General features: G+C 64.5%; 21 protein-coding genes and 1 other RNA gene. 12 read left to right on the top strand and 10 right to left on the bottom strand.

From position 1 onward, the window contains the following. Positions 1-11: 11 nt before the first annotated feature. Positions 12-293 (bottom strand): flagellar protein FliT, encoded by a 282-nt coding sequence (locus ACSQ25_RS18100; protein ID WP_436107054.1) that lies wholly within the window; start codon positions 291-293, stop codon positions 12-14. Positions 294-628: 335 nt separating this feature from the next. Between ACSQ25_RS18100 and ACSQ25_RS18095 the strand changes: the two genes are divergently transcribed. The 4 genes from ACSQ25_RS18095 (at position 629) to ACSQ25_RS18080 (ending at position 6,285) form a co-directional block, all read left to right on the top strand. Then, on the top strand, positions 629-3,256 hold the full coding sequence (locus ACSQ25_RS18095) for a M1 family metallopeptidase (RefSeq protein ID WP_436107053.1): 2,628 nt from the start codon (positions 629-631) through the stop codon (positions 3,254-3,256). 37 nt (positions 3,257-3,293) lie between these two features. Further along, a complete protein-coding gene (locus ACSQ25_RS18090; RefSeq protein ID WP_436107052.1) occupies positions 3,294-5,354 on the top strand; it encodes a M13 family metallopeptidase in 2,061 nt (686 codons plus the stop codon). A 67-nt stretch (positions 5,355-5,421) separates the two neighbouring features. After that, on the top strand, positions 5,422-6,039 hold the full coding sequence (locus tag ACSQ25_RS18085; protein ID WP_436107051.1) for a class I SAM-dependent methyltransferase: 618 nt from the start codon (positions 5,422-5,424) through the stop codon (positions 6,037-6,039). Positions 6,040-6,108: 69 nt separating this feature from the next. Then, positions 6,109-6,285, top strand: a complete 177-nt coding sequence (locus tag ACSQ25_RS18080) for a CsbD family protein (protein ID WP_436107050.1) — start codon at positions 6,109-6,111, stop codon at positions 6,283-6,285. Between the two features lie 49 nt (positions 6,286-6,334). Here the strand turns inward: ACSQ25_RS18080 and ACSQ25_RS18075 are convergent, their stop codons facing one another. Then, complete coding sequence (locus tag ACSQ25_RS18075; protein WP_436107049.1) at positions 6,335-7,417, bottom strand: AI-2E family transporter; 1,083 nt, start codon at positions 7,415-7,417, stop codon at positions 6,335-6,337. A gap of 181 nt (positions 7,418-7,598) precedes the next feature. Here ACSQ25_RS18075 and ACSQ25_RS18070 point away from each other — a divergent pair, with 181 nt between their 5' ends. Further along, a complete protein-coding gene (locus tag ACSQ25_RS18070; RefSeq protein WP_436107048.1) occupies positions 7,599-7,808 on the top strand; it encodes a CsbD family protein in 210 nt (69 codons plus the stop codon). 295 nt (positions 7,809-8,103) lie between these two features. Here ACSQ25_RS18070 and ltrA read toward each other — a convergent pair whose 3' ends face one another. The 3 genes from ltrA to ACSQ25_RS18055 form a co-directional block, all read right to left on the bottom strand. After that, positions 8,104-9,465: a group II intron reverse transcriptase/maturase gene (gene ltrA / locus ACSQ25_RS18065; RefSeq protein WP_436108037.1), complete on the bottom strand. Its 1,362-nt coding sequence runs from the start codon at positions 9,463-9,465 to the stop codon at positions 8,104-8,106. Positions 9,466-9,903: 438 nt separating this feature from the next. After that, positions 9,904-12,123: an alpha/beta fold hydrolase gene (locus tag ACSQ25_RS18060; RefSeq protein WP_436107047.1), complete on the bottom strand. Its 2,220-nt coding sequence runs from the start codon at positions 12,121-12,123 to the stop codon at positions 9,904-9,906. A 72-nt stretch (positions 12,124-12,195) separates the two neighbouring features. Beyond that, positions 12,196-13,599, bottom strand: coding sequence for an MATE family efflux transporter (locus tag ACSQ25_RS18055; protein WP_436107046.1), 1,404 nt, complete (start codon positions 13,597-13,599; stop codon positions 12,196-12,198). Between the two features lie 127 nt (positions 13,600-13,726). Between ACSQ25_RS18055 and tssF the strand changes: the two genes are divergently transcribed. From tssF to ACSQ25_RS18040, 3 genes are all read left to right on the top strand, one after another. Continuing rightward, complete coding sequence (gene tssF / locus ACSQ25_RS18050) at positions 13,727-15,559, top strand: type VI secretion system baseplate subunit TssF (protein ID WP_436107045.1); 1,833 nt, start codon at positions 13,727-13,729, stop codon at positions 15,557-15,559. Between the two features lie 4 nt (positions 15,560-15,563). Further along, positions 15,564-16,556: a type VI secretion system baseplate subunit TssG gene (gene tssG, locus ACSQ25_RS18045; protein ID WP_436107044.1), complete on the top strand. Its 993-nt coding sequence runs from the start codon at positions 15,564-15,566 to the stop codon at positions 16,554-16,556. Between the two features lie 89 nt (positions 16,557-16,645). Further along, complete coding sequence (locus ACSQ25_RS18040; RefSeq protein ID WP_436107043.1) at positions 16,646-17,269, top strand: type 1 glutamine amidotransferase domain-containing protein; 624 nt, start codon at positions 16,646-16,648, stop codon at positions 17,267-17,269. A gap of 129 nt (positions 17,270-17,398) precedes the next feature. Here ACSQ25_RS18040 and ssrA read toward each other — a convergent pair. Then, positions 17,399-17,755: a transfer-messenger RNA gene (gene ssrA / locus ACSQ25_RS18035) on the bottom strand. 277 nt (positions 17,756-18,032) lie between these two features. Between ssrA and ACSQ25_RS18030 the strand changes: the two genes are divergently transcribed. After that, positions 18,033-18,791 carry a methyltransferase domain-containing protein gene (locus ACSQ25_RS18030; RefSeq protein ID WP_436108102.1) on the top strand — a complete coding sequence of 253 codons (759 nt, stop codon included), beginning with the start codon at positions 18,033-18,035 and terminating at the stop codon, positions 18,789-18,791. Between the two features lie 32 nt (positions 18,792-18,823). On the opposite strand, the gene ACSQ25_RS18025 is transcribed toward ACSQ25_RS18030, so the two are convergent. The 4 genes from ACSQ25_RS18025 to ompA all read right to left on the bottom strand — a co-directional run bounded on the left by ACSQ25_RS18025 (position 18,824) and on the right by ompA (position 21,880). After that, positions 18,824-19,480 (bottom strand): glycine zipper 2TM domain-containing protein, encoded by a 657-nt coding sequence (locus tag ACSQ25_RS18025; protein ID WP_436107042.1) that lies wholly within the window; start codon positions 19,478-19,480, stop codon positions 18,824-18,826. Positions 19,481-19,588: 108 nt separating this feature from the next. Continuing rightward, positions 19,589-20,296, bottom strand: a complete 708-nt coding sequence (locus ACSQ25_RS18020; protein ID WP_436107041.1) for an HAD family hydrolase — start codon at positions 20,294-20,296, stop codon at positions 19,589-19,591. A 20-nt stretch (positions 20,297-20,316) separates the two neighbouring features. Beyond that, a complete protein-coding gene (gene ubiG / locus ACSQ25_RS18015; RefSeq protein WP_436107040.1) occupies positions 20,317-21,018 on the bottom strand; it encodes a bifunctional 2-polyprenyl-6-hydroxyphenol methylase/3-demethylubiquinol 3-O-methyltransferase UbiG in 702 nt (233 codons plus the stop codon). A gap of 148 nt (positions 21,019-21,166) precedes the next feature. Continuing rightward, complete coding sequence (ompA, locus tag ACSQ25_RS18010) at positions 21,167-21,880, bottom strand: outer membrane protein OmpA (RefSeq protein ID WP_436107039.1); 714 nt, start codon at positions 21,878-21,880, stop codon at positions 21,167-21,169. A 343-nt stretch (positions 21,881-22,223) separates the two neighbouring features. Between ompA and gyrA the strand changes: the two genes are divergently transcribed. The 3 genes from gyrA (at position 22,224) to serC (ending at position 26,580) form a co-directional block, all read left to right on the top strand. After that, the gene (gene gyrA, locus ACSQ25_RS18005) at positions 22,224-24,839 is read left to right on the top strand and encodes a DNA gyrase subunit A (RefSeq protein WP_436107038.1); all 2,616 of its coding nucleotides are present in this window, start codon (positions 22,224-22,226) and stop codon (positions 24,837-24,839) included. 85 nt (positions 24,840-24,924) lie between these two features. Continuing rightward, a complete protein-coding gene (locus ACSQ25_RS18000; RefSeq protein WP_436107037.1) occupies positions 24,925-25,473 on the top strand; it encodes a DUF2059 domain-containing protein in 549 nt (182 codons plus the stop codon). Positions 25,474-25,488: 15 nt separating this feature from the next. Further along, positions 25,489-26,580, top strand: a complete 1,092-nt coding sequence (gene serC, locus ACSQ25_RS17995; protein WP_436107036.1) for a 3-phosphoserine/phosphohydroxythreonine transaminase — start codon at positions 25,489-25,491, stop codon at positions 26,578-26,580. Positions 26,581-26,640: the final 60 nt, after the last annotated feature.

Raw genomic sequence — 26,640 nt, 5'->3', positions numbered from 1 at the left:
CCTGTTTTACATCAGTGTGCGCACATTGCGCGGTCCAGCTGGCCCATCCAGGGCTCGGTCACGTCGCGGATCGCGCGGTCATTGGCCATCAGCTGCTTGATCAGGTCGATCTTGCGCTGGCGCTTGGCGCCGTCCAGTGCCGGCACGCCGCCGATCGCGGCACCCGCCGCCACGCTTGCCTGCGCGTTCAGCTTGTCGAAACCCGTCCAGTCGCCGGCTTCGGCGGCGCCCTTCATCTGGCCGGTAATGCCGGCGAGGTTTTCGTACATCGAGAGGACGTCGTTCGAGGTCATGTTAGCACCGAGACAAGTAACCTGGCCGGATTGCCGGGTATCTAAGGGATTTACGGATGGGTTTTCGGGAACTTTAGGGTCTTTTGAAAAAAAATTTAAAATTTTTTCGTTTGGATACAAATGTTGCCAGTCATGCATGTTCAAACTGGGTCGCATGACCCAGAATACTTCTCCCCATTCCCCGGTTTCAGCAGTCTGGCCCGGTTTTTTGCAGTCTGTCGCAATCCGGGAGCAGGCGGCGCCCGGCTTTCTTACAGTGCGTGCTGGGTTCCCACGCCGTGGTGCGCAGGAATCATCAAATAAAAACAGATTCGAGAGAGAGACTTATGAGAGACATGCCAGTCGCCCGGGCTGCCACGGCCGCAGCCGCGCTTGCGTTCGCGCTGAGCGCCGGGACTGCACAGGCCGAGGCGCCGTATTCCTTCGCGGCCACGCCGGGCAAGCTGCCGAAGGACGTGGTGCCGCTGCAGTACACGGCCCACGTCATCCCGGACGTCGCCGCGAACACCTTCCGCGGCAGCCAGACGGTCGAGATCGAAGTCTTGAAACCGACCTCGACGATCATGCTGAACGCCGACAACATGCAGATCGACGCCGCCAGCCTCAGCGGCAATGGACTCGCCGGCAAACTGAAGCTCGAGCCCATCCTCGACAAGCAGCAGCAAACCCTGCGCTTCAAGCTGGCCCAGCCGTTGGCGCCGGGTAAATACGAACTGGCGATGCAATTCCGCGGCCAGATCAACCGCGAAGGGCGCGGCCTGTTCTACGTGAACTACAAGGCCGGCGGCGCCGATAAAAAGCTGATCGCCACCACGATGGCGCCGACCGACGCCCGCCGCATGCTCCCGACCTGGGACGAGCCGGCCTTCCGCGCCCGCTTCAAGCTCAGCGTCGACGTGCCGGGCAACTTCAAGGCCTATTCCAATACGCCGGTCGAAAAGCGCGAAGAGATCGGCGGCGGCATGCAGCGCCTCAGCTTCGGCACTACCCCGAAGATGCCGAGCTACCTGGTGGTGCTGGTGGCGGGCGAACTCGAGCGCCTGTCCGCCAAACAGGACGGCGTCGACATCGGCATCGTCACCACCGAGGGCAAGCTCGGCTCGGCCACCTTCCCGCTGGCCGCCAGCCGCGACCTGCTGCGCTACTTCAATCACTACTTCGGCATCCGTTATCCGCTGCCCAAGCTGGACCAGATCGCGATCCCGGGCGGCTTCAACGGCGCCATGGAAAACTGGGGCGCGGTGGTCTACAACGAGCCGACCCTGCTGTACGACCCGAAGAAGAGCCCCGAGCGGGTCAAGAAGTTCACCTTCAACATCAATGCCCACGAAATCGCCCACCAGTGGTTCGGCAACCTGGTGACCATGGCCTGGTGGGACAACCTGTGGCTGAACGAGGGCTTCGCCTCCTGGATGGCGGCCAAGGCCACCGACCACTTCCACCCGGAATGGCGCCCCTACCTGGAGGGCATGGCCGAGCGCGAATACGTGATGAACCTGGATGCGCGCAAGACCACCCACCCGATCCAGACCCCGATCCAGACCGAGGAGCAGGCCGCCGCCGCCTTCGACGCGATCACCTACCTGAAGGGCCAGGCCTTCCTGCGCATGCTCGAGGCCTACCTGGGCGAAGACGCCTTCCGCAAGGGCATGCGCGCCTACATGGCGAAGCACCAGTATTCGAATACCACCTCCGCCGACCTGTGGGTGGCCCTGGAAAAGGCCTCCGGCAAGCCGGTCGAGAAGCTGGCGTCGGACTGGACCCTGCAGCCGGGCTTCCCCCTGATCAAGGTCGAGCAGGCCTGCGAGGACGGCAAGCGCAAGGTCACGCTGTCGCAGGAACAGTATCGCCTCGACGAGCCGCCCAAGCAGCAGCGCCTGTGGAACGTGCCGCTGCAGGTCGGCACCGTCAACGGCAGGGCCTGGTACACCCTGCTGTCCGGCACGAGCGGCACGGTGACCCAGGCCAGTTGCGAAGGCACCCTGGTGGTCGATCCGCACAGCGTCGGCTACTTCCGCATCCAGTACGACCCGGCCAGCTTCCGCGCCCTGGCCGGGCAGGCGCCGCGCCTGCCGGACAGCACGCGCCTGAAGCTGTTGTCCGACACCTGGAGCTTCGCCTCGAACGGCCGCATGGGCCTGGACGGCTACCTCGATCTGGTGCGCAAGTACGGCGACGAGCCGCGCGTGGCGGTCTGGGATGCCATCCTGTCCAACCTGCGTACGCTCGACTCGCTGGCGCGCGGGGAACCGGAGCAAGCCCTGATCCGCCGCTTCCTGATCGGCTTCGCCCGCCCCAAGTTCGACAAGCTCGGCTGGGAAGAAAAGCCGGGCGAGACCGCCGAGGACACCCAGCTGCGCGGCATGCTGGCCACCGCGCTGGCGCGCGCCGGCGACCCGCAGGCGATCGCCGAGGGCAAGGCCCGTTTCGCGCGCTACCTCAAGGATCCGGAGTCGGTGAATCCGGGCATGATCGATTTCGTCATGAGCACCGCCGGCCGCTATGCCGACCAGGCGACCTACGACGCCCTGGCCGCGCGCACCGCGAACGCCCCGACCAGCGAGGAGCGCAACCGCTTCGGCCGCGCGCTCACCAGCGCGCAGGACCCGGCGCTGGCGGCGCGCACGCTGCAGGCCCTGCTGTCGCCGCAGACCCCGCCGGACCTGGTGCCCTACATCCTCGGCGGTGTCGCGGGCGAGCACCTCGACCAGACCTGGAACTTCGCCGTCGCCAACCGCGACGCCCTGCTCGCGAATATGGAAGCGCTGGGCCGCAACAGCATGTTCGCCAGCATCGTCGCCTCGTCCGCCAAGCCAGCGCATGCGGACATGATGGAAGCCTATATGCGCAAGAACTTCGGCCCGGACGGCCTTGTCGAAGCCGAACGCGTCGGTAATGGGGTGCGTATCCGCGCCGACCAGAAGGCGCGCCTGCTACCGCAGGTCCGTGCCGCCCTGCAATGACAGACTTAGAACCTTTACCAAGAGAAGAAGGGAAGCCATGAAAACCAGCTGGACTCCGATCAAGACCGCGGTCACCCTGGCGCTGTGCGGCGCCGCATTCGGCTTTGCTCCCGCGTTTGCGGCCGAGCAGGGCGCCAACGCCGGCGTGGCGGCAACGAAGCCGGCAGGCGCCGTCGTGCTGCCGGGCGACGATTTCTACGCTTACGCCAACGGCGAGTGGATGGCCAAGACCGAGATCCCGGCCGACCGCGGCTCCTGGGGTGCGATGTACGCGCTGGCCGAAGAGACCAATGCCCGCATCGTCAAGCTGATCGAGGAAGCGGGGGTGAACAAATCCGCCAGCGCCGAAGCGCGCAAGGCGGCCGACTTCTACACCGCCTGGATGAACGAAGCGGCGATCGAATCGGCGGGCCTGGCTTCGCTCAAGCCGCGCCTGGCGAAGATCGATGCGATCAAGGACCGCGCCGCGCTCTCGCGCGTGCTGGGCGAATTCCTGCGCGCCGACGTCGACCCGCTGAATGCCACCAACTTCAACACCCCGAACCTGTTCGGCGTGTGGTTCAACCAGGGTTTGACCGATCCCTCGCGCAACGTCCCTTATCTGCTGCAGGGCGGCATCGGCCTGCCGGACCGCGCCTACTACCTCGACAACAGTCCGAAGATGGCCGAGCTGCGCAGCAAGTACCAGCAGTACATCGCCGCGATGCTCAAGCTCGCGGGCTATGACAACGTCGAAGCGCGCGCCACCAAGATCTTCGCGCTGGAATCTGAACTGGCCGAGAGCCACGCTTCGCGCGAAGAGTCGGCCGATGTCCAGAAGGCCAACAATACCTGGACGATGAAGGACTTCGCCGCCAAGGCCCCGGGCATGGACTGGAAGGCCTTCATGCAGGGCGCGCACCTGGCAGGCCAGGACCGTTTCATCGCCTACCATCCGGGTGCGCTCAAGGGAGCGGCCGAGCAGGTGGCTGCCACCGACCTGGCGACCTGGAAGGACTACCTGGCCTTCCACAGCCTGAACCAGTTCGCCAGCACCCTGCCGAAGGCCTACGCGGACCTGCGCTTCGAGTTCTACGGCAAGGGCCTGACCGGCTCGCCGCAGCAGTCGCCGCGCTGGAAGCGTGCGCTGTCGGCCACCAATTCCGCGATGGACGATGCGGTCGGCAAGCTGTACGTCGCCAAATACTTCCCGGCCGAAGACAAGGCACGCATCCAGAAGATGGTCGCCGACATCAAGACCGCCTTCGAGCGCCGCATCGACAAGCTCGAGTGGATGGCACCGTCGACCCGCGCCCAGGCCAAGGAAAAGGTGCGCACCATGTACGTGGGCGTCGGCTATCCGGATGCCTGGAAGTCGTATGCGGGCCTGCGGGTGTCGCCGCTTGATGCGCTCGGCAACGTGCTGCGCGCCCAGGAATTCCACTACACCCAGCAGCTCGCCAAGCTCAAGCAGAAGCCGACGAAGACCGAATGGCATATGCCGCCGCAGCTGGTCAATGCCGTCAACCTGCCGCTGCAGAACGCGATGAACTTCCCGGCCGCGATCCTGCAGCCGCCGTTCTACGATCCGAAAGCCTCGGACTCCCAGAACTACGGCGCGATCGGCTCGGTGATCGGTCACGAGATCAGCCACAGCTTCGACGACACGGGCGCCCAGTTCGACGCCCAGGGCCGCTTGCGCGACTGGTGGACCAAGGAAGACCTGGCCCATTTCAAGAAGGCTTCGCAGAAGCTGGTGGAACAGTACAACGCCTACAAGCCCTTCGACGACCTGGCCATCAACGGCCAGCTGACCTTGAGCGAAAACCTGTCCGACCTGGCCGGCCTGGCCGCCGCCTATGACGCCTTCAAGGTCTCGCCGAGCGGCAAGAGCACGGGTGTGGAGGGGGACCGCGCCTTCTTCACCGGCTTCGCCCAGGCCTGGCGCAGCAAGATGCGCGAAACCTCGCTGCGCCGCGTGGTGCTGACCGACGGCCACTCGCCGGGCCAGTACCGCACCTACACCGTGCGAAACCTGGACGCCTGGTACAAGGCCTTCGACGTGCAGCCGGGGCAGAAACTGTATCTGGCGCCGGAGGAGCGCGTACGGGTCTGGTAACAGGACAGGAGGTGAGCGGGCCGGCGAGGCGCGCTCACCTCCTTGCCGCTTGCGCCATAATGGCGGCATGAACGCCGACGATATCTCCCACCGCACCCTGGCTCATTACGAGCACAACGCCGAGGCCTTCTTCGCCGGCACCATCGACCACGACGTCAGCCAGAACATCGACGCCTTGCTCGGCGCCATCGAGGCCCCGGTGCCCTGGACCATCCTCGACCTCGGCTGCGGTCCCGGCCGCGACCTCAAGACATTCACCGGACTCGGCCACAAGGCCATTGGCCTGGACGGCAGCGCGCGCTTCGCCGAGATGGCGCGCGCCTACAGCGGCTGCGAAGTCTGGCGGCAGGACTTCCTGCACCTCGACCTGCCGCCTGCCATGTTCGACGGCATCTTCGCCAACGCATCGCTGTTCCACGTACCCAGCGCCGAACTTCCCGGCGTGCTGTCCCGGCTCTTCGATACCTTGAAGCCCGGCGGCGTCCTGTTCAGCTCCAACCCGCGCGGCGACAACCGCGAAGGCTGGAACGGCCCGCGCTACGGCAGCTACCACGATTACCCGGCCTGGGAGCGCTACCTGACGACGGCCGGCTTTACTCCACTGCATCATTACTACCGTCCGCCCGGCCTGCCGCGCGAACAGCAGCCCTGGCTGGCCAGCGTCTGGCGCAAGCCAAAGTGTTAGTTGGCGAACAGTGCGGCACTAGCTTCGCGCCTATGGTGGGACCTCGCTTTACCAACCAGGAGTGAAGACATGAACGAAGACCAGATCAAGGGCAAGGCCAAGGACGTCGGCGGCAAGATCCAGGAAAAGGTCGGCGAAGCCGTCGGCAACCGCCAGGCTCAGCGTGAAGGCGTCTCGAACCAGGCCGAAGGCAAGGTGCAGGAGAAGGTCGGCGACGTGAAGGACATCGTCAAAGGCAACCGCTAAGCTTCGTTGCCATAAGGACAAAGCCGCGCATTGCGCGGCTTTGTCGTTTTCAGCTTCGCCCGTGTGCGGGCCGGTCGCCCAGCACGTCTTCGACGTAGAGCATCTTGACCAGCACCGCCAGCCCGGCCGCCAGCGGCGTCGCCAGCGCCACGCCGGCAAAGCCGAAGAGGGTGCCGAAAATCAACTGCATCACGACCACCAGCGCCGGCGGCAGGTCCACCGCCCGCGCTTCGATCAAGGGCTGCAGCACATAGCCTTCGACCAACTGGATGCCGACGAACATCAGCACCGTGTACAGGGCCAGGTCCGGGCTGATCGACAGCGCCAGCAGCACCGCCGGCACGCCGGCCATGATCGGGCCCAGGTAGGGGATGAAGTCGAGCAGGCCGGCGATGATGCCCAGGATCAGCGCCAGCGGCACGCCCAGCATGCTCAGGCCGATCGAGGTGGCGACGCCGACGATCAGCATCGAGGCCGCCTTGCCCAGCAGCCAGCTTGCCAGGGTATGCCCGAGTTCCTGCTGCACTTCCCGTGCGCGTGGGCGCTTGCTTTGTGGAATCAGGCGGATGGCGCCATTGGTATAGAGCTGAGGCGAGGCGGCAAAGTAGATGCCGACGAAGATGATGATGATCACGTTGCCGATGGCGCCCAGCACGCCGCCGAAGAACAGGCCGGCGTTCGGCACCATGGCGCCCATCTGCTTGACGATCTGCTCGGGCGGCGGCAGTTCGGAGGCGACGCGCTTGAGCAAGGGATGCTGCTGGACGGCGCCTTGCAGGCGTTCGACGGCGGCCGGGATTTCCTTGGCCAGCTTGCTTGCCTGCTCGGCAATCTGCGGCGCCATGGCCCAGCCGCCGAGGCCGATGATGGCTGCCAGCAGGAGCACGACGAGGGTCAGCGCGAGCTTGCGCTTCATGTGGAAGCGGCGCGCCATGATCTCGCTCAGTTTGTAGAGCAGGATGGCGCACAGGATGCAGGCGAACACCAGCAGCAAGGCGTCGGCGGCCAGGACGATGGCCGCCGCCAGCGCGACGAAGAGGATGGCGAGGCCGTTGATCAGGCTGACGCGCTTGGCGAGGCGGCGCTGGGCTTGTGGCGGGTCGGAAGCATGTTCTTGATCTTGTTCGGTCATGGCAATTCCCCGGTGGGGCGGCGCGGCCGCGTTGACAAAAGATTAGCATTCACGGCAGCAAAACGTCGCGCGCCAGCTATTGCTGTGCTGTGTGCGTACCCGAACAGAGGTGGCGGAAGGGGAGGCGTAATCTGTGCTTCATGCATGGCCATCCGGACATGTTTTCTTAAAGGAGAAGACCATGAACAAGGACCAAGTCAAAGGCACGCTCAAAGACATCGGCGGCAAGATTCAGGAAGAATTTGGCGACGCGATCGACAGCCCGGAGCAGGAAGCCAAGGGCCTGGCAAACCAGGTCGAGGGCAAGACCCAGAAGAAGCTGGGTGACGTGCGCGAAGCTTTGGATGAGCGCACCACGACGACCACTACCACGACTGTTCGTCGTCCGTAATTCGCTGATTTAGTGATGAGGAACAGCCGCCTTCAGGGCGGCTGTTTTCGTTGACGTGGTTGCGGTACGGAACTTGGATCCCGGCCTGCGCCGGGATGACGGTTTTAAGGCTTGTGGATAAAGGTGACGCGACCGCCTCGCCCGCGTCCTAAAGACCGTCGTCTCGGCGAAGGCCGGGACCCAATTCCTAAGAACAGCCAAGTAAATCGGGATAGGGGCGGCCATTGAGCCTGGCCGGGCCCCTCCCACACCACCCGGCATGCGGGTCCGCACCGGGCGGTTCGAGTAGTTGAGGTTAAGTGAGCCGAGGCATGCCAAGGCGGTCGAAGTAGGCAATCGTCAGCACGTTGTTCAGGGCGAGTCGGCTGTTGTGCCACCAGCGACGGCCATTTCTGGCCACCAGCAGCGCGACGTTCGGTTTGGCCCCTAGCTTCAGTAGCTCCCGGTGGATTGTCGTGCCTCGCCTCCAATGCTTGAGATGAATCGCACGCATTCGGTGACGCATCCATTCATCCAGCTTGCGCAGGACGCCTGATGTTTGTGCCAAGCCGAAATAGCCTTTCCATCCCAACACGTAAGAGCGCAGACGTTCAATTACTTCGCGAATACTGCGTCCACCAGTCCGGCGAGTAAGCTGCCTGATCTTCTGCCGGAACGTCTCCAATGCCTTCTTCGACACGGCGCGTTTAACCTCGCCTTTCGGGGCAGCCCATAGGGCATAGCCCAGAAATTTTCGGCCGAACGCACTGGCTACCGCACTCTTTGATTCATTGATCTTCAAGTGCAGCTTGTCGTATTGGCGCTTGAGCAGGGCCATCACCCGCTCGCCTGCCTTCTGGCTGCGCACATATACATTGCAGTCATCGGCATAGCGGGCAAAGCGGTGTCCCTGTCGTTCCAGCAACCGATCCACCTCGTCGAGAAGCACATTGGCCAATAGCGGCGAGAGCGGACCGCCTTGCGGCGTCCCTTCGCTCCGCTCGACCACCATGCCGCCATCCATGATGCCCGCGTTCAGGTAGGCGCGCACCAGCCGGATGATTCCAGCGTCGTGCACACGTTTCCTTAGGCGGTCGATCAGGATGTCGTGGTTGACCCGATCAAAGAACTTCGACAGATCGACGTCGACCACTGTGCGGTAGCCTTCCTGCACGTACTGCTGTGCTGCAAGCACGGCATCACGCGCACGCCGGCCGGGCCGGAATCCGTGGCTGTGCTCACTAAAGGTGGGATCGATCAGCGGTTGCAGCACCTGCAATAGTGCCTGCTGAATCAGACGGTCGGTCACGGTGGGTATCCCCAGTTCACGTTCGCTTCCATCTGGCTTCGGAATGCCCACGCGCCGTACCGGCATGGGCCGGTACGTGCCATTCATCAGTTGCTGCCTGATGAGGGGCCAAGCGTGCTTCAGGCGCTGTCCGGTCCGGGCAATGTCCAGGCCATCGACACCTGCAGCTCCCTTGTTCGCCTTCACGCGTTTCCACGCGCGTTGCATGTTCTCTCTAGCGAGCGCTTGCGCAAGCAAGTCTCGCCCTGTGCCTGCCAAGTCTTGTCGCGGGAATCGTGTTTCATCGCTGATCGCTTTGGACGAGGCTTCACCCCGCCTTGCCGCGACCTGCCCCGCTTGAGCGGGCATCTGATGCCGTACACGATTCATCGACAAGTTGTTCGACACTCCTACTCGTTCGGCCCTTCGCCCACACTGCGACTACTACGGCCTCTGCTGACTTCTCGCTCCGATTTTTTTTTTTCGTCGCCCTTTCAGGCACAAGACGAGATCTCCCCAGGTAAGAACGCACTCCTTCCCTGCACAACCGCCGGATTTACGCCACTTCACCTTGACCACAAGAGCTTCGCGGTTGTTTGCCCGCTCGCCCTGCTCGGCAGCGCCTCATATCCGATTCTTGTTCATCGGCTCGCAGTTTCGCTCCACACTTCCTCCCCACACTCGGTCGCCCTTATGCAGTTGTGCTTCGCTTCGCTCGCTGTGGTCAGCTCGCGGCGGGACTTTCACCCACAAGAGTGCGCCCATGCTGGGCGCACAAACAAAACAGCCGCCCATCGGGCGGCTGTTTCCGTGAGTAAAACGGAAGGCTTACTTCGCCGCCGTCCCACCCAGGTTCTTCTTGAAGAAGGCCTCGATCATTCCGTACACGTGACGCTGGTTGACCTTGCCCGAAATGCCGTGCTTGGCGCCCGGATAGGTCATCAGTTCAAACTGCACGTTGCGCTTCACCAGCTCGTCGATCAGGCGGGTGGTGTTGGTGAACAGCACATTATCGTCAGCCATGCCGTGGATCAGCAGCAGCGGCGACTTCATGCCGTCCAGGTGGGCGAACACGCCGCTGCGCTTGTAGGCTTCCGGATCCGACTTCGGCGTGCCGCCGACGTAGCGCTCGGTGTAGTGGGTGTCGTACAGTGCCCAATCGGTCACCGGCGCCACCGACACGCCCATCGCGATCTTGTCCGACGCGGCCGCCAGCAGGCGCAGGGTCATGTAGCCGCCGTAGCTCCAGCCGAACACGCCGATGCGCTTCGGGTCGACGAAGCTCTGCTGGGCCAGCCAGTCGACGCCGGCCACCTGGTCTTCCACTTCGACCTTGCCCAGGTTGTTGTAGAGGGCGTCGGTGAAGGCGCGCTCGCGGCGGCCCGAACCGCGGTTATCCAGGCGGAACACCACGAAGCCCTGCTGCGCCATGTACTGGTCAAAATAATTGCCCCAGGCGCGGGTCACGCGCTGCGAGTGCGGGCCGCCGTAGGTGAACAGGAACACCGGGTAGCGCTTCTTCGCGTCGAAGTTGGCCGGCTTGATGATCGAGTAGTGCAGGGTCTGGCCGTCCTTGGCCTTCATCGTGCCGTACTCGGTCGGCAGGTGGTCGGCGATGTGCCTGGCGTAGGGATGGTTCGCGTTCAGCTCGTTCTTCTCGAGCCATTCCACCATCGAACCGTCGGCGCGGCGGATCGACACTTGCGGCGGGGTGGTCGGGTTCGAGTAAGTGTCGACGAAGATCTTGCCGTTGCTTGCGAAGGCGGCCTCATGCCAGCCGTCGCCGGCCGTGATGCGGTCCGGCTTGCCGGCATTGCTGCCGTCCAGCTTCAGCGCATAGGTCTGCTTGTCGATCATGGCGTCCTTGCCCGACGAGATATAGACCTTGCCGCCGGCCTCGTCGACCGCCAGGATATTGTCCACGCCCCATTCGCCTTTCGACAGCGGGTACTGCAGCTTGCCGTCCAGGCCGTACACATACAGGTGCTTGCGGCCGCTGCGCTCGGAAGCCCAGATGAAGGCTTTCTTGCTCTTCAGGAAGCGCAGGTCGTTGTGGATCTCGACCCAGGTCTTCGAGGTTTCGCTCAGCAGCGGGCGCTGGGCCAGGGTGTCGACGTCCACGGCCACCAGGTCGAGGCGCTTCTGGTCGCGCGTCTGGCGCTGGAAGACCAGGGTCTTGGCGTCGGCGCTGAAGTCGGCGCGCACCAGGTAGATGTCCTTCTCGGCGCCGAGGTCGACCTTGCGCTGCTGGCCGGTGGCCGGGTTGACGATCATCAGCTCGATCAGCACGTTCGGGTCGCCGGCAGCAGGGTAGTGCTGGTCGATCACTTCGGTGCGGTCGGCGAAGATTTCGAAGCGGCGCGCCACCGGCACCGGCTTTTCATCATAGCGGCGGTAAGCGATCGCGGAATCGTCCGGCGCCCAGTAGTAGCCGGTGTGCTGGTCCATCTCTTCCTGCGCGACGAATTCCGCCTCGCCGTTGTGGATGCTGCCTTTACCGTCGGTGGTCAGCTGGCGCTCGGCGCCGGTCTGCAGGTCGATCACGACCAGGTTCTGGTCGCGCACGAAGGAGACGTAGCGGCCCTTCGGGGAAATCTTCGGGTCGGTGACATTGCCCGAGGCGACCTTGCGCGGCGCGTCAGGCTTGGCGGCGTCGACCAGGAACAGGTCGCCTCCGATCGGCACCAGCAGCTGCTTGCCGTCCGGCGACCAGTAATAGCTGATGATGCCCGACAGGCCGGCGGTACGGGCACGCTCGCGGCGCGCCTTTTCCTCGAGCGACAACTCTTCGTTCGGCACCAGGCGCTTGGAATCGACCAGGCGCTGGGTGCTCTTGGTCTTCATGTTGTATTCCCACAGGTCCTGCTGGTACTGGTTGTCGGCACGGCCGCGCAGGAAGGTGACGCGTTCGCCGTCCGGCGATACGCGCAGGGTCTTCACGCTGGCGCCGGCCAGGGCCGGATCACCGTAGATACGGTCCAGCGTCAGGCGTTCGGCCGAAGCGGGAGCGGCCGCGAGAGCGGCCATAAGGAGCAGGAGAGGGCGCATGTAGTGTCTCTGGTGTAAGTTAATTTGCGACAACGGCGGAACGATACCAGAGTCGGCCCTGAAAAGCTGTAATTACGCGGCTGCCCGGATGCGCTGGCGCGCCAGCTTCTCGAAGGACCAGGTCAGCAGCACCGCCGCCACCGTCAGGGCCACGACCAGGCCGATCCAGAAGCCGGTGGTCGACATCGGCGCGCCAGGTGCCCACGGGAACCACTGCGGCGCCAGTCCCAGGATGCAGCCGAGCGGCAGCGACACGCCCCAGAAGGCCACCAGCTGGATGATCATCGGCGGGCGCGTCACCTGGTAGCCGCGGATCGCCGAGGCGGTCGCCACCTGGGTGGCATCGGACAGCTGGAACAGCGCCGCGAACAGCAGCAGGTGGGCGCAGGCGGCCTGCACCGCCGGGTCGGAGGTGTAGGCGGCCGCGATCTCCCAGCGGAAGATCGCGATGAACAGCGCCGACAGTGCCCCGAACACGACCGACATGCCGACGCCGACCCAGCCGACGAAGCGGGCGCGCTCCGGATTGCCTTCGCCCATGGCTTGGCCGACCCGGGTCATCATGCCGATCGAAAAGCTGAGCGGCACCATGAACACCAGCGAGGCGAAGTTGAGTGCAACCTGGTGCGAGGACACCGCCACCACGCCGAAGCGCGCCACCAGCAGACTGATCAGGCCGAAGGCGCTGACCTCGGCGAAATAGGTGACGCCGATCGGCAGGCCGAGGCGCAGCATCGTGCCGATTTCTTTCCAGTCCGGCCCTTCCCAGCCGGTGAAGGGATAGGTCATGCGGTAGGCCGGCGAAACCTTGATCCAGTAGAGCATGGCGCCCAGCATCAGCCACATGCCGATGGCGGTCGATACCGCGCAGCCGACCGCGCCCAGCTGGGGGAAGCCCCAGTTGCCGTACACCAGCAGCCAGTTCGAGAGCACGTTGAAGAGCAGGCCGAAGATGGCGATCCACATGATCGGCTTGGTCTGGTTGATGCTGGTGGTATAGCCGTACAGCGCGCGGTAGCAGGCGAAGGCCGGCATGCCGACGCTGATCACGTGCAGGAACAGGGCGGCGCGGTCGGCCACGTGCTGGTCCAGCCCGACGTGGTCGAACAGCAGTGTGCACAGGTTGGCGAACAGCATGGCGACCAGGCCCACCAGCAGGCCCTTCCATAACGACTGGCGCACCGAGTGCGGGATCTGGTCGTAGCGGGCCGCGCCGATCTCGTGGGCGACGACGGTATTGATCGCCATCATCGTACCCATCACGGTGACCAGCACGATCGACCACACCGAGGTGCCGAGCGACACCGCCGCCAGCTCCTCGGCGCTGACGTGGCCGGTCATGGCGACGTCGGCCACGCCCATGCCCACGGTGGCCAGCTGGCCGACCAGCATCGGCCAGGACAGGCGCCACAGCGTGGCGATCTCGGTACGCACGGGCGATGCGGTGCCGGAAGGGGCGGAAACGGTGGCGGTCATGGCAGGCAGAGGGGACGGGAAAGCTCGCCATTTTACTGACGAAGCGGCAAGTCCGCCGCATATTGACTAGTCACAAAGTCACCTGAGCAAAACTGCACGACCTTTAACGCTTCAAGAGGAGAGCGTGATGGAAGAGCTGTTGCCTTACTACGAGCGTGAACTGGTCTACCTCAACACGGTCGGGCGCGAGCTGGCGCATCAGTATCCGCGCCTGGCGAGCGAACTGGGCCTCGGCGCCGAAGGCCTCGAGGACCCGCACATCCGCCGCCTGATCCAGGCCTGCGCGCTGCTGAATGCGCGCACGGCGCGCAAGCTCGACGACGACTACCCGGAATTCACCGAAGCCCTGCTCGGCAGCCTCTATCCCTACTTCCTGCAGGGCATCCCTTCCTGCTCGATCGCCCGCATCGGCGGCGAACCCGGCGCCCAGGCGACGGGCAAGCTCGAGCGGGTAGAGACGGTGCCGCGCGGCAGCGAGATGAGCGCGCTGCACGGCAAGGGCACGGTGTGCCGCTTCCGCACTGCCAGCCCCTTGACCCTGGCGCCGGTCGACGTCGCCCGCGCGCGCTACGAGCCGGTGGTCCATGCGCCGGCGCACGTGCGCCTGCCGGCGCGCGCGACCGGGCAGGTAGCGATCACGATCGAAAGCGCCGCGCCGGCGCGCCTGCTGCGCCAGCTCGGGATGCCGCGCCTGCGCCTCTACGTCGATGCCGACCCGCTGCTGGCGGCGGCCCTGATCGACACCCTGTTCATGCACGTCGGCGCCAGCTACCTGGAGATCGGCGACGGCGGCCCGTGGCGCCCGCTCGAGCGCATGCCGCTGGCCCTGGGCGGCTTCGGCGACGACGATGCCCTGGTGCCGCTGCGCCCGAGCGAGCATGGCGCCTACCGGCTGCTGAGCGAATACTTCGCCTTCCCCGAAAAATTCCACTTCATCGACATCGACCTGGGCAAGCTGGCGCCGATGCTGCCGGCGGCGGCGCACCGCTTCACCCTGCACCTGATCGTCAACTGCCTGCACGGCGACAGCGGCGCCGCGCGCCTGCTGGGCAGCCTGGGCGCATCGCACCTGCTGCCCGGCTGCGCACCGGTGGTCAACCTGTTCCACCAGGCCGCCATGCCGGTGCGGATCACGCACCGCACCGCCATGTACGACGTGGTGCCGGGCCGGCACGAGGAAGATGTGGAGGTCTACAGCATCGACCGGGTCGACGTGCTGCGCACGGCCGAGGGCAGGGTGCAGTCGATCGCCTACCGGCCCTATTACGGATTGCGGCACGGCGAAGGCGGCGAGCTGCGCGAGCGCTACTGGTTCGCGCGCCGCGACGACCGCGGCGTGCACCGCCAGCGCATGAAGATCGGCTTCACGGACGCCGGCTTTTCGCTGGCGCCGGACGAGCAGTGCGTGGCCTCGATCGACCTGACCTGCACCAATGGCGCGCATGCGACCAGCACCGGCTTCGGCGCATCCGGTGGCGACCTGAGCAGTGAAACCGCCGGCGGCCTGCCGATCCAGCTGCTGCGCCGGCCGACGCTGCCGCACCGCTTTCCCTCGTCCGGCGGCGCGCACTGGCGGCTGGTGGCCCAGCTCGCGCTCAACCATCGCTCGCTGGGCGACCTCGACGCCTTCCGCGAAGTCCTGACCCTGTACGACCTGTCGCGCTCGGCGGCGACCCAGCGCCAGATCGCCGGCATCACCGCGATGGAGACGCTGCCGTCCACGGCCTGGATGCGCAACAAGATCGGCGCCACGCTGGTGCACGGGACCGAAGTGCGCATGACGGTGGACGAGGAAGCCTTCGCGGGCAGCAGCCTGTACGTGTTCGCGGAGGTGGTGAACCGCTTCTTCGGCCTCTACGTGCACGTCAACAGCTTCACGCGGCTGGTGCTGCGCTCGGCGCAGACCGACAGGGAACTCCTGCGCTGCGAGCCGCGCAACGGCCAGCTGACGCTGGTGTGAAGACGTGATCGCGGGTGGGATCAATGAGCTGCTGGCCGAGCCCTGGCGCTACGAGCTGTTCCAGGCCATCCGCCTGCTGACGCGCTGGCTGCGCCGCTACGGCCTTGATCCGGAATCCGCGATCCGCTTCGAGAACAGCCTGTCGCTGGCCTTCCCGGCGAGCGACATCGATGCGCTGCAGCTGGAGCAGGGCCCCGCGGGCGATGGCGCCATGCGCCTGCGGGTACGCACGGCGGTGATGGGGCTGCTGGGCGTGAACGGCGCGCTGCCCCTGCATTACACGGAGCGCATCGCGGCCTGGGAGCATGCGACGCACGACGACGGGCCGCGCGCCTTCTACGATGCCTTCTCCAGCCGCCAGCTGGCGCTGTTCTACCGCGCCTGGCGCAAGTACCGGGTGCGCGGCGGCCCGGACGAACACAATCGCGACCGCTTCCTTGCCCAGCTCGCCGCGCTGGGCGGCGCCGGGTGGCAGGCTGCGGCGCAGGGCCAGCCGGATGCCGGCCTTGCCTTCGAGAGCCTGGCTTATTTTGCAGCCCAGCTGCGCAGCCGGGTGGTGCCGGCCGGCCTGATCGCGGGTGTGCTCGGCGAATACCTGCAGGTGCCGGTGGCGGTCGAACAGTTCGCCGGCCGCTGGGACGCGCTCGGCCACGGCGACCGCAGCCGGCTGGGCGAGAACAACTGCGACATCGGCCTCGGCGCGACCCTGGGCGAGCGCCTGCCGCGTCCGGAACTCGGCATCCGCATCCGCGTGGGGCCGGTGTCCGCGCGGATATTCGAGCGCTTCCTGCCGGGCGCGAGCGGGGCCCGCGCGCTGGCGGCGCTGCTGGACCGCTTCGCGATCGACCTGCCGCACCGCGAGCTGCAGGTGATCCTGCGCGGCGACGAGGTCGACGGGGCCAGCCTGGACGGCAGCATCCGGCTCGGGCTGGATGGCTTCCTGTGCACCCGCCTGGACAGGCGCGACCGGGACGACGTCTGCTACCTGCTGGCCTGAAACTTGAGCCGCCGGTCATCCGCGCGACGCCTGCCATGGGGGCGTCCTACAATCGAACCGACAAGCGAATGAACCAGACAGGAGGGCATATGACCAATATCGTGAATGCGGGAGATCACCTGGACCTGGTGAGCGAGAAGGACCTGATCGGCAGGCGCGTTGCCGTTTTGATGACCGATGGCGTCGAGCAGGTCGAATACACGGGGCCGCGCAGTTTCCTGGAGGGGAAGGGCGTGCGTGTGACCCTCATTTCCCCCAAAGGCGCGGGCGAGGAAGTGCAGGGCATGAACCACGACCAGCCCGGCAACAAATTCAAGGTGGAACTGAGCCTGTCGCAGGCGAACGAAGCCGACTTCGATGCGCTGCTGCTGCCGGGCGGCGAGGAAAATCCGAAGAAGCTGCGCCAGATCCCGGAAGCCATCGCCTTCATCAAGGCCTTCGATGACGCGGACAAGCCGATCGCGGCGATCTGCCACGGACCGTGGCCGCTGATCGAGGCGGGTATTGCCGAGTCGAAGCACCTGACCAGCTACCCGGCGATTCAGGACGACCTGAAGGCCGCGGGGGCGGAGTGGACTGACGACGAGGTGGTGGTGGACGGCAAGCTGATCACGAGCCGCAAGCCGGACGATATTCCGGCCTTCAATGACGCGCTGATGAAGGAGTTGATGGTGATCCAGCAGGCGGGCGCGGATCCGGGGCCGACGTCGTAATGCTGTCAACTCCTTGACACTGAAGAGCCGCTGAGCGATCAGCGGCTCTTTTCTTTGCGCATAGCTTCTCGCTGTACTCGCGCAGAAATGAAAAAGCCGCTGACGAATCAGCGGCTTTTTGAATGCGGTTGGTGGAGGCGGAGGGAATCGAACCCTCGTCCGCAAGCACTCTACAGACAGTTCTACATACTTAGCACTATCAATTAATTTAACCTGAGCAACGGGGATGTGCACCCTTTGAACAGGCTAGTCACCTATTTTTTAACAGTCGACCAAGTGACCCGGCCTACTGCGAGCCCCTGTAAATGACTCTACTGCCTTGCGGCCACCCCAGGGGCGAGGTGTTGTAGAGCTAGCAGCAATTAAGCTGCGAGTGCGTACGAGTTATCGTTTGCAGTTATTGATTTCTGGATGTATTTACGAGGTAACCAGTCCTCGGTATGCCCTGCGCTGCTTTGCAACCCACGTCGAAACCAGGTCGCCCCCAACGAAAGAACGTCCATTGTACCCCAATTCGCTAGTGCGTGCAGCCTGACTGCTTAGAATCCGCTTAATGTCAAGTAGGCCAAGAAGATATGCTCACAGCATGACGAAACTGCAATATCATGGCCCGGCTACGCGCTCTACGTCACCGCTCTACGTCACACTTCGACAAGGGATGGCAATGGTCTGTATCGTCTGCGGTAACACCCAAACTGCGGGGCTCGCGTCGTGGCACGCGACCTGTCCGGCATGCCAGTACGAAAGCGCGGCCTTGTCCGTCGTGATCAACCAGCATACCGGGCCCGAGGTCAACGAGGCCGAGCGCGAAGCCGGCCTGAAGGCCCTGCGGCTCGAGAATTTCCGTGCCATCGTCCAGTACGCCAAACGCCATGTGCGGCCCGGCGCGCGCAGCCTGCTCGATGTGGGCAGCGCCCACGGCTGGTTCCTGGAAACGGCGCGCGAGGACTTCGACGTGCTCGGGGTCGAACCGGATGCCGTCGTCGGCGGCCGCGCCGCGGCACGCGGCCTGCCGGTGCGTGCCGGCTTCTTTCCCGACGTGTTGCGGGAAGACGAGCGCTTCGATGTGATCGTCTTCAACGACGTCATCGAGCACATCCCGGACATCCGCAGCGCCCTCGACGCCTGCCGGCAGCGCCTGAATCCGGACGGCATCCTGATCCTCAACCTGCCGAACAGCCGCGGCTTCTTCTACCGCCTGTCCAAGACGATTGCACGGCTGGGCTGGCGTACGCCCTTCGAGCGGCTGTGGCAGAAAGACCTGCCTTCGCCGCACGTGCACTACTTCAGCACCGGCAACCTGGCGCAGCTGGTGGCGGGGCGCGGTTTCGACCTGGTCGACAGCGCCGAATTGCCGGCCCTGCGCGCCAAGGGCCTGCGCGAGCGGCTGAGCTGCGCCGGCAATGTGCCTTTGGTCTCGCTGTGGGTGCAGTACATCGCCATCGTGTGCGCGATTCCGGTACTGCGCATCTTCCCAAGCGACATCATCGTCTGCATCTTCCGAAAAAAAACCGCAGGCTGAGTGCCTGCGGCTTTTAGGGGAGAACCAGCTGCTTAGCGGTTGCGGTTGGCGATCTCGTTGCCGAGCATGCCGCCGCCGATGATGCCGGCCACGGTGGCGAGCTTCTTGCCGTTGCCGCCGCCGATCTGGTTGCCGATCAGGCCGCCGATCACGGCGCCGGTGCCGATGCCGACATAGTTCGGCTGGGCCGGGGCCGGGGCAGGGGCCGGCTGCGGATAGTAGCGCGGCTCGCTCCTCGGCTTCGCATGGACCACACGGGTCTTCTCGACCACCTTCACCACCGGCTTTTCACGAATCACTTCCTTGATCACGACCGGGGCCGGTGCAGGTGCGGGCTGGGCCGCAGGCTGCATGTAGGCGACCGGCATGGCCATCTGCGGCGCCGGACCGGCTGCCAGCTGGGTGGCCAGTTGCGGCGTCACTGGCGTGGCCGACAGCGGCTGGCCCTGGACCGCGGTAGCCGGCACCATCACGACCTGGCCTTGCGCCGTCGTGACCGGCACGAACTGCGGCTGCTGCGCCGCGTACGGCGAAGCGGCTGCCAGCTGAGCTGCGGGTACGTCGGGTGCGCTGTTCGAATTCGGCAGCAGGCCGGTGATCGCGGCGGCGCCGGTCAGGCTGACAATCACAACCGACACGGCGGCAGCGGCCATCAGGGGATGAATGCGGTTGAGGCGGGTGGTTTCCATGTTCTTCTCCGTAAATGACGTTGTGTTGTCGTATGGGAGTAGATTACCGGTGAGCCCGCCGCGGAACTAGACCGAAGCCTGTATCAATCGTAAAGACTTGTAAGCGGACTAGGCCGCTGACCTGGCCGCGCTCGCGCTTTCCACCACGGTGCGCAGGGTCTGCAGCAGGTCGGTCGGGGTGTCGAGCAGGTAGTCGGCGCCCCAGGTCGAGGGTTCGATGGCGCCGCAGTAGCCCCAGTTGCAGGCCACCGTCACCATGCCGGCGGCGTGGCCGGCTTCGACGTCGCGCTTGTCGTCGCCCACGTACCAGCAGTGCGCCGGGTCGACGCCGAGGCGGCGTGCGCCTTCCAGCAGCGGGGCAGGGTGGGGCTTGGGGAAGCCGGTGGTGTCGCCCGACACCACGCAGCCCGCGTGCGACAGGCCGATCTGCGGAATCAGCGGGTCGGTGAAGCGCGCCGGCTTGTTGGTGACAATGCCCCAGGCCATGCCGGCCTGTTCGATCCCGTGCAGCAGTTCGGTGATGCCGCCGAACAGCGAGCTGTGCACCGCCATGGTTTCCTGGTAGCGGTCGAACCACTGCATGCGCAGCTCTTCATAGCCCTCGTCGCCCGGCGCCAGGCCGAAGGCGGCGCCGATCATCCCGCGCGCGCCGGCGGATGCGGTAGGGCGCAGCACCGAATACGGGGTCGGTGGCAGGCCGCGCTCGGTACGCAGCCAGTTGACGGCGGCCGCGAGGTCGGGCGCGGTGTCGGCCAGCGTGCCATCGAGGTCGAACAGGATGGCACGCGGTGCCGGCAGGACGGTCGTGAGAGTCATGGAAAAGTTCGGGATGAAGTTCAGAGCGGCTTGGTGCACGCCACCATGTAGTTCACATCGGTGTCGTTGTTAAGCGAGTAAATCTTGGTGAGCGGATTGTAGGTCAGGCCTTTCAGGCCGTCGACCTGCAAACCCGCCAGCCGTGCGAACTGCGAGAGTTCGGCCGGCGTGATGAATTTGGCGTAATCATGGGTGCCGCGCGGCAGCATGCGCAAGACGTATTCCGCGCCGATGACGGCGAACAGATAGGACTTCGGATTGCGGTTGAGCGTCGAGAAGAACACGTGGCCGCCCGGCTTGACCAGGGTGGCCGCGGCTTGCACGATCGAGGCCGGATCGGGCACGTGCTCGAGCATTTCCATGCAGGTGACCACGTCGAACTGTCCGGCTTCCTCGGCCGCCATCTCTTCGGCGGCGATGTGCTTGTAGCGCACTTCCACGCCGGATTCCAGGCTGTGGAGGTCGGCGACCTTCAGCGCCTTCTTCGACAGGTCGATGCCGGTGACCTTGGCGCCCTTGCGCGCCATGGCTTCGGACAGCACGCCGCCGCCGCAGCCGATGTCGATCACTTTCTTGCCCAGCAGCGGAGCACGCGCGTTGATCCACTCGAGGCGCAGCGGGTTGATTTCGTGCAGCGGGCGGAATTCGGACGTCGGGTCCCACCAGCGGTGCGCCAACTCGCTGAATTTCTGGATTTCTAATGGGTCTGCGTTCGTAGTCATACTCGGGATAATACTGGAAATGGGGCTTGTCACGGAGTGCTGCACAGAAAATATGTAATCAGCTGTGGACGGACTCTCAGGGTTTTTTCTTGCCAAGAACGAAAAAAAACCCCGCCTGAGCGGGGTTTGATTGCGCAAAGCGCAAGGATTACTTGTTGACGGTACGGGTACCGACGACTTCGATTTCCACGCGGCGGTTCTTCGCGCGGCCAGCCGAGGTCTTGTTGTCGGCTTCCGGTTGCTTCTCGCCCTTGCCTTCGGTGTAGATGCGGTTCTCTTCCACGCCCTTGCCCTTCAGGTAGGCCTTGACGGCTTCGGCGCGGCGGATCGACAGCTTCTGGTTGTAGGCATCGGTGCCGATCGAGTCGGTGTGGCCGACGGCGATGATGACTTCCAGGTTCATGTCGCCCAGCTTCGAGACCAGGTCGTCGAGCGATGCCTTGCCGGCCGGCTTCAGCACAGCCTTGTCGAAGTCGAAGAAGGCGTCAGCCGAGTAGGACACTTTTTCCGAGGTCGGGACCGGGGCAGGCGCAGGTGCCGGCGCAGGTGCCGGTTCAGCAACCGGTGGCGGTGGCGGTGGCGGCGGAGCGACGCACTTGCCGTTCTCGAGTTTCTCCGGCGGCACGCACAGCGGCGCGTCGCAACCCGGGACCGCGTCGGCCGGGGTCCAGTAGCCGGTACGCCAGCACAGGCCGAAAGGATTGCGGGCGATCACGCCGCGGCTGTCCTGCACGTAGGCGCTGTACGGGGTACGCGCCTTGATGTCGGTGGTCAGCGGTGCATACGGCGCATCGCTCTGGGCGAATGCGTTGCCCGCGAGCGCAGCCGAAGCAGCGAGCAGGAGGGTGGCCAGTTTATTCATGTTCTTTTTTCCTTTCGGTAAATTCCGTGCGAAAAGCAGCGTGGCTTCTCAAAACATTAACACAGTGTCCACGTTGCATGTTTCGCATTGTGAAACAAGCAATTAATTTCCTGTCCATTTTGCCACATGCACCAAAATCGCACGACTGCACCTAAATCAAACGCAATGCATATTCTTGTTGACGTTGTTTTGTTGCAACATTCGGTCAAGCGGACTAGGCCGACATCGACAATGCTGGAACTGTCCGCCCCTAAAACCGGAATTGTGCTGGTGCTAAGTGGGCCATGGTAGAATCGTCCGTTGCAACTCATAACCATTAGCCTGAAAGCAGTCGACCCGCCCAATGGATCAATTCGCAAAAGAAACAGTTCCCATTTCCCTAGAAGAAGAAATGCGCAAGAGCTACCTCGATTACGCGATGAGCGTGATCGTGGGCCGTGCTCTGCCGGACGTGCGCGACGGCCTCAAGCCGGTGCACCGCCGCGTGCTGTACTCCATGCACGAGAGTAACTACGCGCACAACCGTCCGTACGTGAAATGCGCGCGCGTGGTCGGCGACACCATGGGTAAGTACCACCCGCACGGCGACGCCTCGATCTACGACACGCTGGTGCGTATGGCGCAGGACTTCTCGCTGCGCTACACCCTGGTCGACGGCCAGGGCAACTTCGGCTCCATCGACGGCGACTCCGCCGCGGCGATGCGTTACACCGAGTGCCGCCTGGACAAGATCGCCAGCGAACTGCTGGCCGACATCGACAAGGACACTGTCGACTACCAGCCGAACTATGACGGCAAGGAAAAGGAACCGACGGTCCTGCCGACCAAGATCCCGAACCTGCTGATCAACGGCTCGTCCGGCATCGCGGTGGGCATGGCCACCAACATCCCGCCGCACAACCTGTCGGAAGTCATCAACGGCGCCCAGCACCTGCTGAAGAACCCGGACTGCACGATCGACGAACTGATCGAGCTGATCCCGGCGCCGGACTTCCCGACCGCCGGCATCATCTACGGCGTCTCGGGCGTGCGCGACGGTTACCGCACCGGCCGCGGCCGCGTGGTGATGCGCGCCAAGACCCACTTCGAGGAATACGGCAAGGACGGCGGCCGCGTCGCGATCATCATCGACGAGCTGCCCTACCAGGTGAACAAGAAGTCGCTGCTCGAGCGTATCGCCGAGAACGTGCGCGACAAGAAGCTGGAAGGCATCAGCGACATCCGCGACGAATCCGACAAGTCGGGCATGCGCGTGGTCATCGAACTGAAGCGCGGCGAAGTGCCGGAAGTGGTGCTGAACAACCTGTACAAGCAGACCCAGCTGCAGGACACCTTCGGCATGAACATGGTGGCGCTGGTCAACGGCCAGCCGAAGCTGCTGAACCTCAAGCAGATGCTCGAGTGCTTCCTGTCGCACCGCCGCGAAGTGGTTACCCGCCGCACCGTGTTCGAGCTGCGCAAGGCGCGCGAGCGCGGCCACATGCTGGAAGGCCTGGCGGTGGCGCTGGCGAACATCGACGACTTCATCGCGATCATCAAGGCCGCGCCGACGCCGCCGATCGCGAAGGTCGAGCTGATGCAGCGCGGCTGGGATTCGTCCCTGGTGCGCGAAATGCTGAACCGTACCGAGCTGGGCGCTTCCGGCGGCATCGAAGCCTTCCGCCCGGAGCACCTGCCGAAGCATTACGGCATGCAGCACGACGGCATGTACAAGCTGTCCGACGAGCAGGCCCAGGAAATCCTGCAGATGCGCCTGCAGCGCCTGACCGGCCTGGAGCAGGACAAGATCGTCAACGAGTACAAGGAAGTGATGGACCACATCGCCGACCTGCTCGACATCCTGGCCCGCCCGGAACGCGTCACCACCATCATCAGCGACGAGATGGTGCAGATCAAGAGCGACTACGCCGACAACGGCAAGGACACCCGCCGCTCGGTGATCGAACACAATGCCAGCGACCTCGAGACCGAAGACCTGATCACCCCGCAGGACATGGTGGTCACCTTGTCGCACACCGGCTACATGAAGTCGCAGCCGATCGCCGAATACCGTGCCCAGAAGCGCGGCGGCCGCGGCAAGCAGGCGATGGCGACCAAGGACGAAGACTGGATCGACCAGCTGTTCATCGCCAACACCCACGACTACATGCTGTGCTTCTCGAACCGCGGCCGGATGTACTGGCTGAAGGTGTGGGAAGTGCCGCAGGGCTCGCGCAACTCGCGCGGCAAGCCGATCGTCAACATGTTCCCGCTGCAGGACGGCGAGAAGATTACCGTGATCCTGCCGCTGTCGGGCGAGAACCGGACCTTCCCGGAAGACCACTACGTGTTCATGGCGACCTCGCTGGGTACCGTCAAGAAGACCCCGCTGAAGGACTTTAGCAACCCGCGCAAGGCCGGCATCATCGCGGTCGACCTCGACGAGGGCGACGTGCTGGTGGGCGCCGCGCTGACCGACGGCCAGCACGACGTGATGCTGTTCTCGGACGGCGGCAAGGCGGTGCGCTTCGACGAGAACGACGTGCGTCCGATGGGCCGTACCGCGCGCGGCGTGCGCGGCATGAACCTGGAAGAAGGCCAGCAGGTCATCGCCCTGCTGGTGGCCGAGAACGAGCAGCAGTCGGTGCTCACGGCCACCGAGAACGGCTTCGGCAAGCGTACCCCGATCACCGAGTACACCCGCCACGGCCGCGGCACCAAGGGAATGATCGCGATCCAGACCTCCGAGCGTAACGGCAAGGTGGTGGCCGCGACCCTGGTCGAAACCACCGACGAGATCATGCTGATCACGACCGGCGGCGTCCTGATCCGTACCCGCGTCGCCGAGATCCGCGAGATGGGCCGCGCGACCCAGGGCGTGACCCTGATCGCGGTGGAGGACGGCACCAAGCTGTCCGGCCTGCAGCGCATCGTCGAGACCGACCTCGAAGAGGTCGAGATCGAACAGGCACCGCAGTAATCGCGTCAAGCGGGCCGCCTCGATGCGGCCCGTTTTTTTTCGCACCGGGCAGGAGAGCCCGCGTTTTATCACCATCACGACAACAATGAAAAAATTCGTCCTTGCCCTGACCGCTGCCGCGACCTTCGCAGCCTTCCCGTCCTTCGCCCTGGCCGCGCCCGGCGCCGATCCGCAAGCCACCGCCGCCGTGAAAGCCATGTTCGAGGCGATGGAAATGCGCAAGAATATGAGCGCGATGGTCGCCCAGATGCAGCAGGCCATGCCCGGCATGATGCGCCAGCAGCTGGCCGGCATGATTCAGGCCGACCCCAAGATGGATGCCGCGCAGAAGAAGGAAGCCCTGGCGAAGGTCGAGCAGACGCTGCCGAGCGTGTCTAAATCGATCGGCAAGATCTTCAACGATCCCACCCTGATGGATGCCATGATCGACGAGATGGTGCCGCTGTATGCCAACAACTACACGGTCGCCGAGATCAAGGAGTTGGCGGCGTTCTACCAGAGCCCGGTCGGCCGCAAGATGATGAGCCTGTCGCCGAAGCTGGCGGCCGAAGGCATGGCGGCCTCCCAGCGCGTGATGATGCCGCGCGTGGCCAAGCTGATGCAGGAAGTAGCGCAGGACGTGCAGAAACCGTAACAGAGAAAGGACCGCATGACGAACCAGATCTTCAACTTTTCGGCCGGTCCGGCCGTCCTCCCGAAGGAAGTGCTGCAGCAGGCCGCCAGTGAAATGCTCGACTGGCATGGCAGCGGCATGTCGGTGATGGAGATGAGCCACCGCGGTCCGGAATTCATCTCCATCTACAAGCAGGCCGAAGCCGACCTGCGCGAGCTGCTGGCCGTGCCCGGCAACTACAAGATCCTGTTCATGCAGGGCGGGGGACTGGGCCAGAACGCCATCATCCCGATGAACCTGGCGGGCTGCTGTGCCCAGCCGGCCACGATCGACTTCATCCACACCGGTTCGTGGTCGGGCAAGTCGATCAAGGAAGCGAAGCGCTACGCCCACGTCAATGTCGCGGCGAGCAGCGAAGCGAACGGCTTCACCGGCGTGCCGCCTCAGTCCTCGTGGAACCTGAGCCCGGGCGCGGCCTACCTGCACATCTGCACCAACGAGACCATCGACGGCGTCGAGTACAACTTCGTCCCCGAGATCGAGCCGCGGGTGCCGATCGTGGCCGACATGTCCTCGCACATCCTGTCGCGCAAAATCGACGTGTCGAAGTATGGCGTGATCTTCGCCGGCGCCCAGAAGAACATCGGCCCGGCCGGGCTCACGATCGTGATCGTGCGCGACAATCTGCTGGACGACGCGCTGCCGATCTGCCCCTCGGCCTTCCACTGGAAGACCGTGGCCGAACATGAATCCATGTTCAACACGCCGCCGACCTACGCGATCTACATCGCCGGACTGGTGTTCGCCCACCTCAAGAAGCAGGGCGGGGTGGCGGCGATGGAACAGACGAATATTGAAAAAGCGCGCCTGCTGTACGAGGCGCTGGATGCGGACGACTTCTACCAGAATCGCGTCTCGCACGAATTCCGCTCGCGCATGAACATACCGTTCTACCTGCGCGACGAATCCCTGAACGACAAATTCCTGGCCGGCGCGAAGGCGCGCGGGCTGCTGCAACTGAAGGGCCACAAGTCCGTCGGCGGCATGCGGGCGTCGATCTACAATGCGATGCCGCTCGAGGGTGTGCAGGCCCTCGTCGATTATTTGAACGAATTCGCGGGACGATAGTTCCGCGATCGTCGGGTGGGCGGCTCTGCCGTCCACCCGACGGAAATAATACGAGCTTAC

The organism is Massilia sp. LjRoot122 (assembly GCF_964252725.1).
Taxonomy (GTDB): domain Bacteria; phylum Pseudomonadota; class Gammaproteobacteria; order Burkholderiales; family Burkholderiaceae_D; genus Telluria.
This window is presented reverse-complemented; position numbering and strand designations above follow the sequence as displayed.

Bases quoted from the DNA above. Each gene is read 5' to 3' on its own strand.
- ACSQ25_RS18100 (WP_436107054.1), bottom strand. From the start codon at position 293: ATGACCTCGAACGACGTCCTCTCGATGTACGAAAACCTCGCCGGCATT.
- ACSQ25_RS18095 (WP_436107053.1), top strand. From the start codon at position 629: ATGCCAGTCGCCCGGGCTGCCACGGCCGCAGCCGCGCTTGCGTTCGCG.
- ACSQ25_RS18090 (WP_436107052.1), top strand. From the start codon at position 3,294: ATGAAAACCAGCTGGACTCCGATCAAGACCGCGGTCACCCTGGCGCTG.
- ACSQ25_RS18085 (WP_436107051.1), top strand. From the start codon at position 5,422: ATGAACGCCGACGATATCTCCCACCGCACCCTGGCTCATTACGAGCAC.
- ACSQ25_RS18080 (WP_436107050.1), top strand. From the start codon at position 6,109: ATGAACGAAGACCAGATCAAGGGCAAGGCCAAGGACGTCGGCGGCAAG.
- ACSQ25_RS18075 (WP_436107049.1), bottom strand. From the start codon at position 7,417: ATGACCGAACAAGATCAAGAACATGCTTCCGACCCGCCACAAGCCCAG.
- ACSQ25_RS18070 (WP_436107048.1), top strand. From the start codon at position 7,599: ATGAACAAGGACCAAGTCAAAGGCACGCTCAAAGACATCGGCGGCAAG.
- ltrA (WP_436108037.1), bottom strand. From the start codon at position 9,465: ATGAATCGTGTACGGCATCAGATGCCCGCTCAAGCGGGGCAGGTCGCG.
- ACSQ25_RS18060 (WP_436107047.1), bottom strand. From the start codon at position 12,123: ATGCGCCCTCTCCTGCTCCTTATGGCCGCTCTCGCGGCCGCTCCCGCT.
- ACSQ25_RS18055 (WP_436107046.1), bottom strand. From the start codon at position 13,599: ATGACCGCCACCGTTTCCGCCCCTTCCGGCACCGCATCGCCCGTGCGT.
- tssF (WP_436107045.1), top strand. From the start codon at position 13,727: ATGGAAGAGCTGTTGCCTTACTACGAGCGTGAACTGGTCTACCTCAAC.
- ACSQ25_RS18040 (WP_436107043.1), top strand. From the start codon at position 16,646: ATGACCAATATCGTGAATGCGGGAGATCACCTGGACCTGGTGAGCGAG.
- ACSQ25_RS18025 (WP_436107042.1), bottom strand. From the start codon at position 19,480: ATGGAAACCACCCGCCTCAACCGCATTCATCCCCTGATGGCCGCTGCC.
- ACSQ25_RS18020 (WP_436107041.1), bottom strand. From the start codon at position 20,296: ATGACTCTCACGACCGTCCTGCCGGCACCGCGTGCCATCCTGTTCGAC.
- ubiG (WP_436107040.1), bottom strand. From the start codon at position 21,018: ATGACTACGAACGCAGACCCATTAGAAATCCAGAAATTCAGCGAGTTG.
- ompA (WP_436107039.1), bottom strand. From the start codon at position 21,880: ATGAATAAACTGGCCACCCTCCTGCTCGCTGCTTCGGCTGCGCTCGCG.
- gyrA (WP_436107038.1), top strand. From the start codon at position 22,224: ATGGATCAATTCGCAAAAGAAACAGTTCCCATTTCCCTAGAAGAAGAA.
- ACSQ25_RS18000 (WP_436107037.1), top strand. From the start codon at position 24,925: ATGAAAAAATTCGTCCTTGCCCTGACCGCTGCCGCGACCTTCGCAGCC.
- serC (WP_436107036.1), top strand. From the start codon at position 25,489: ATGACGAACCAGATCTTCAACTTTTCGGCCGGTCCGGCCGTCCTCCCG.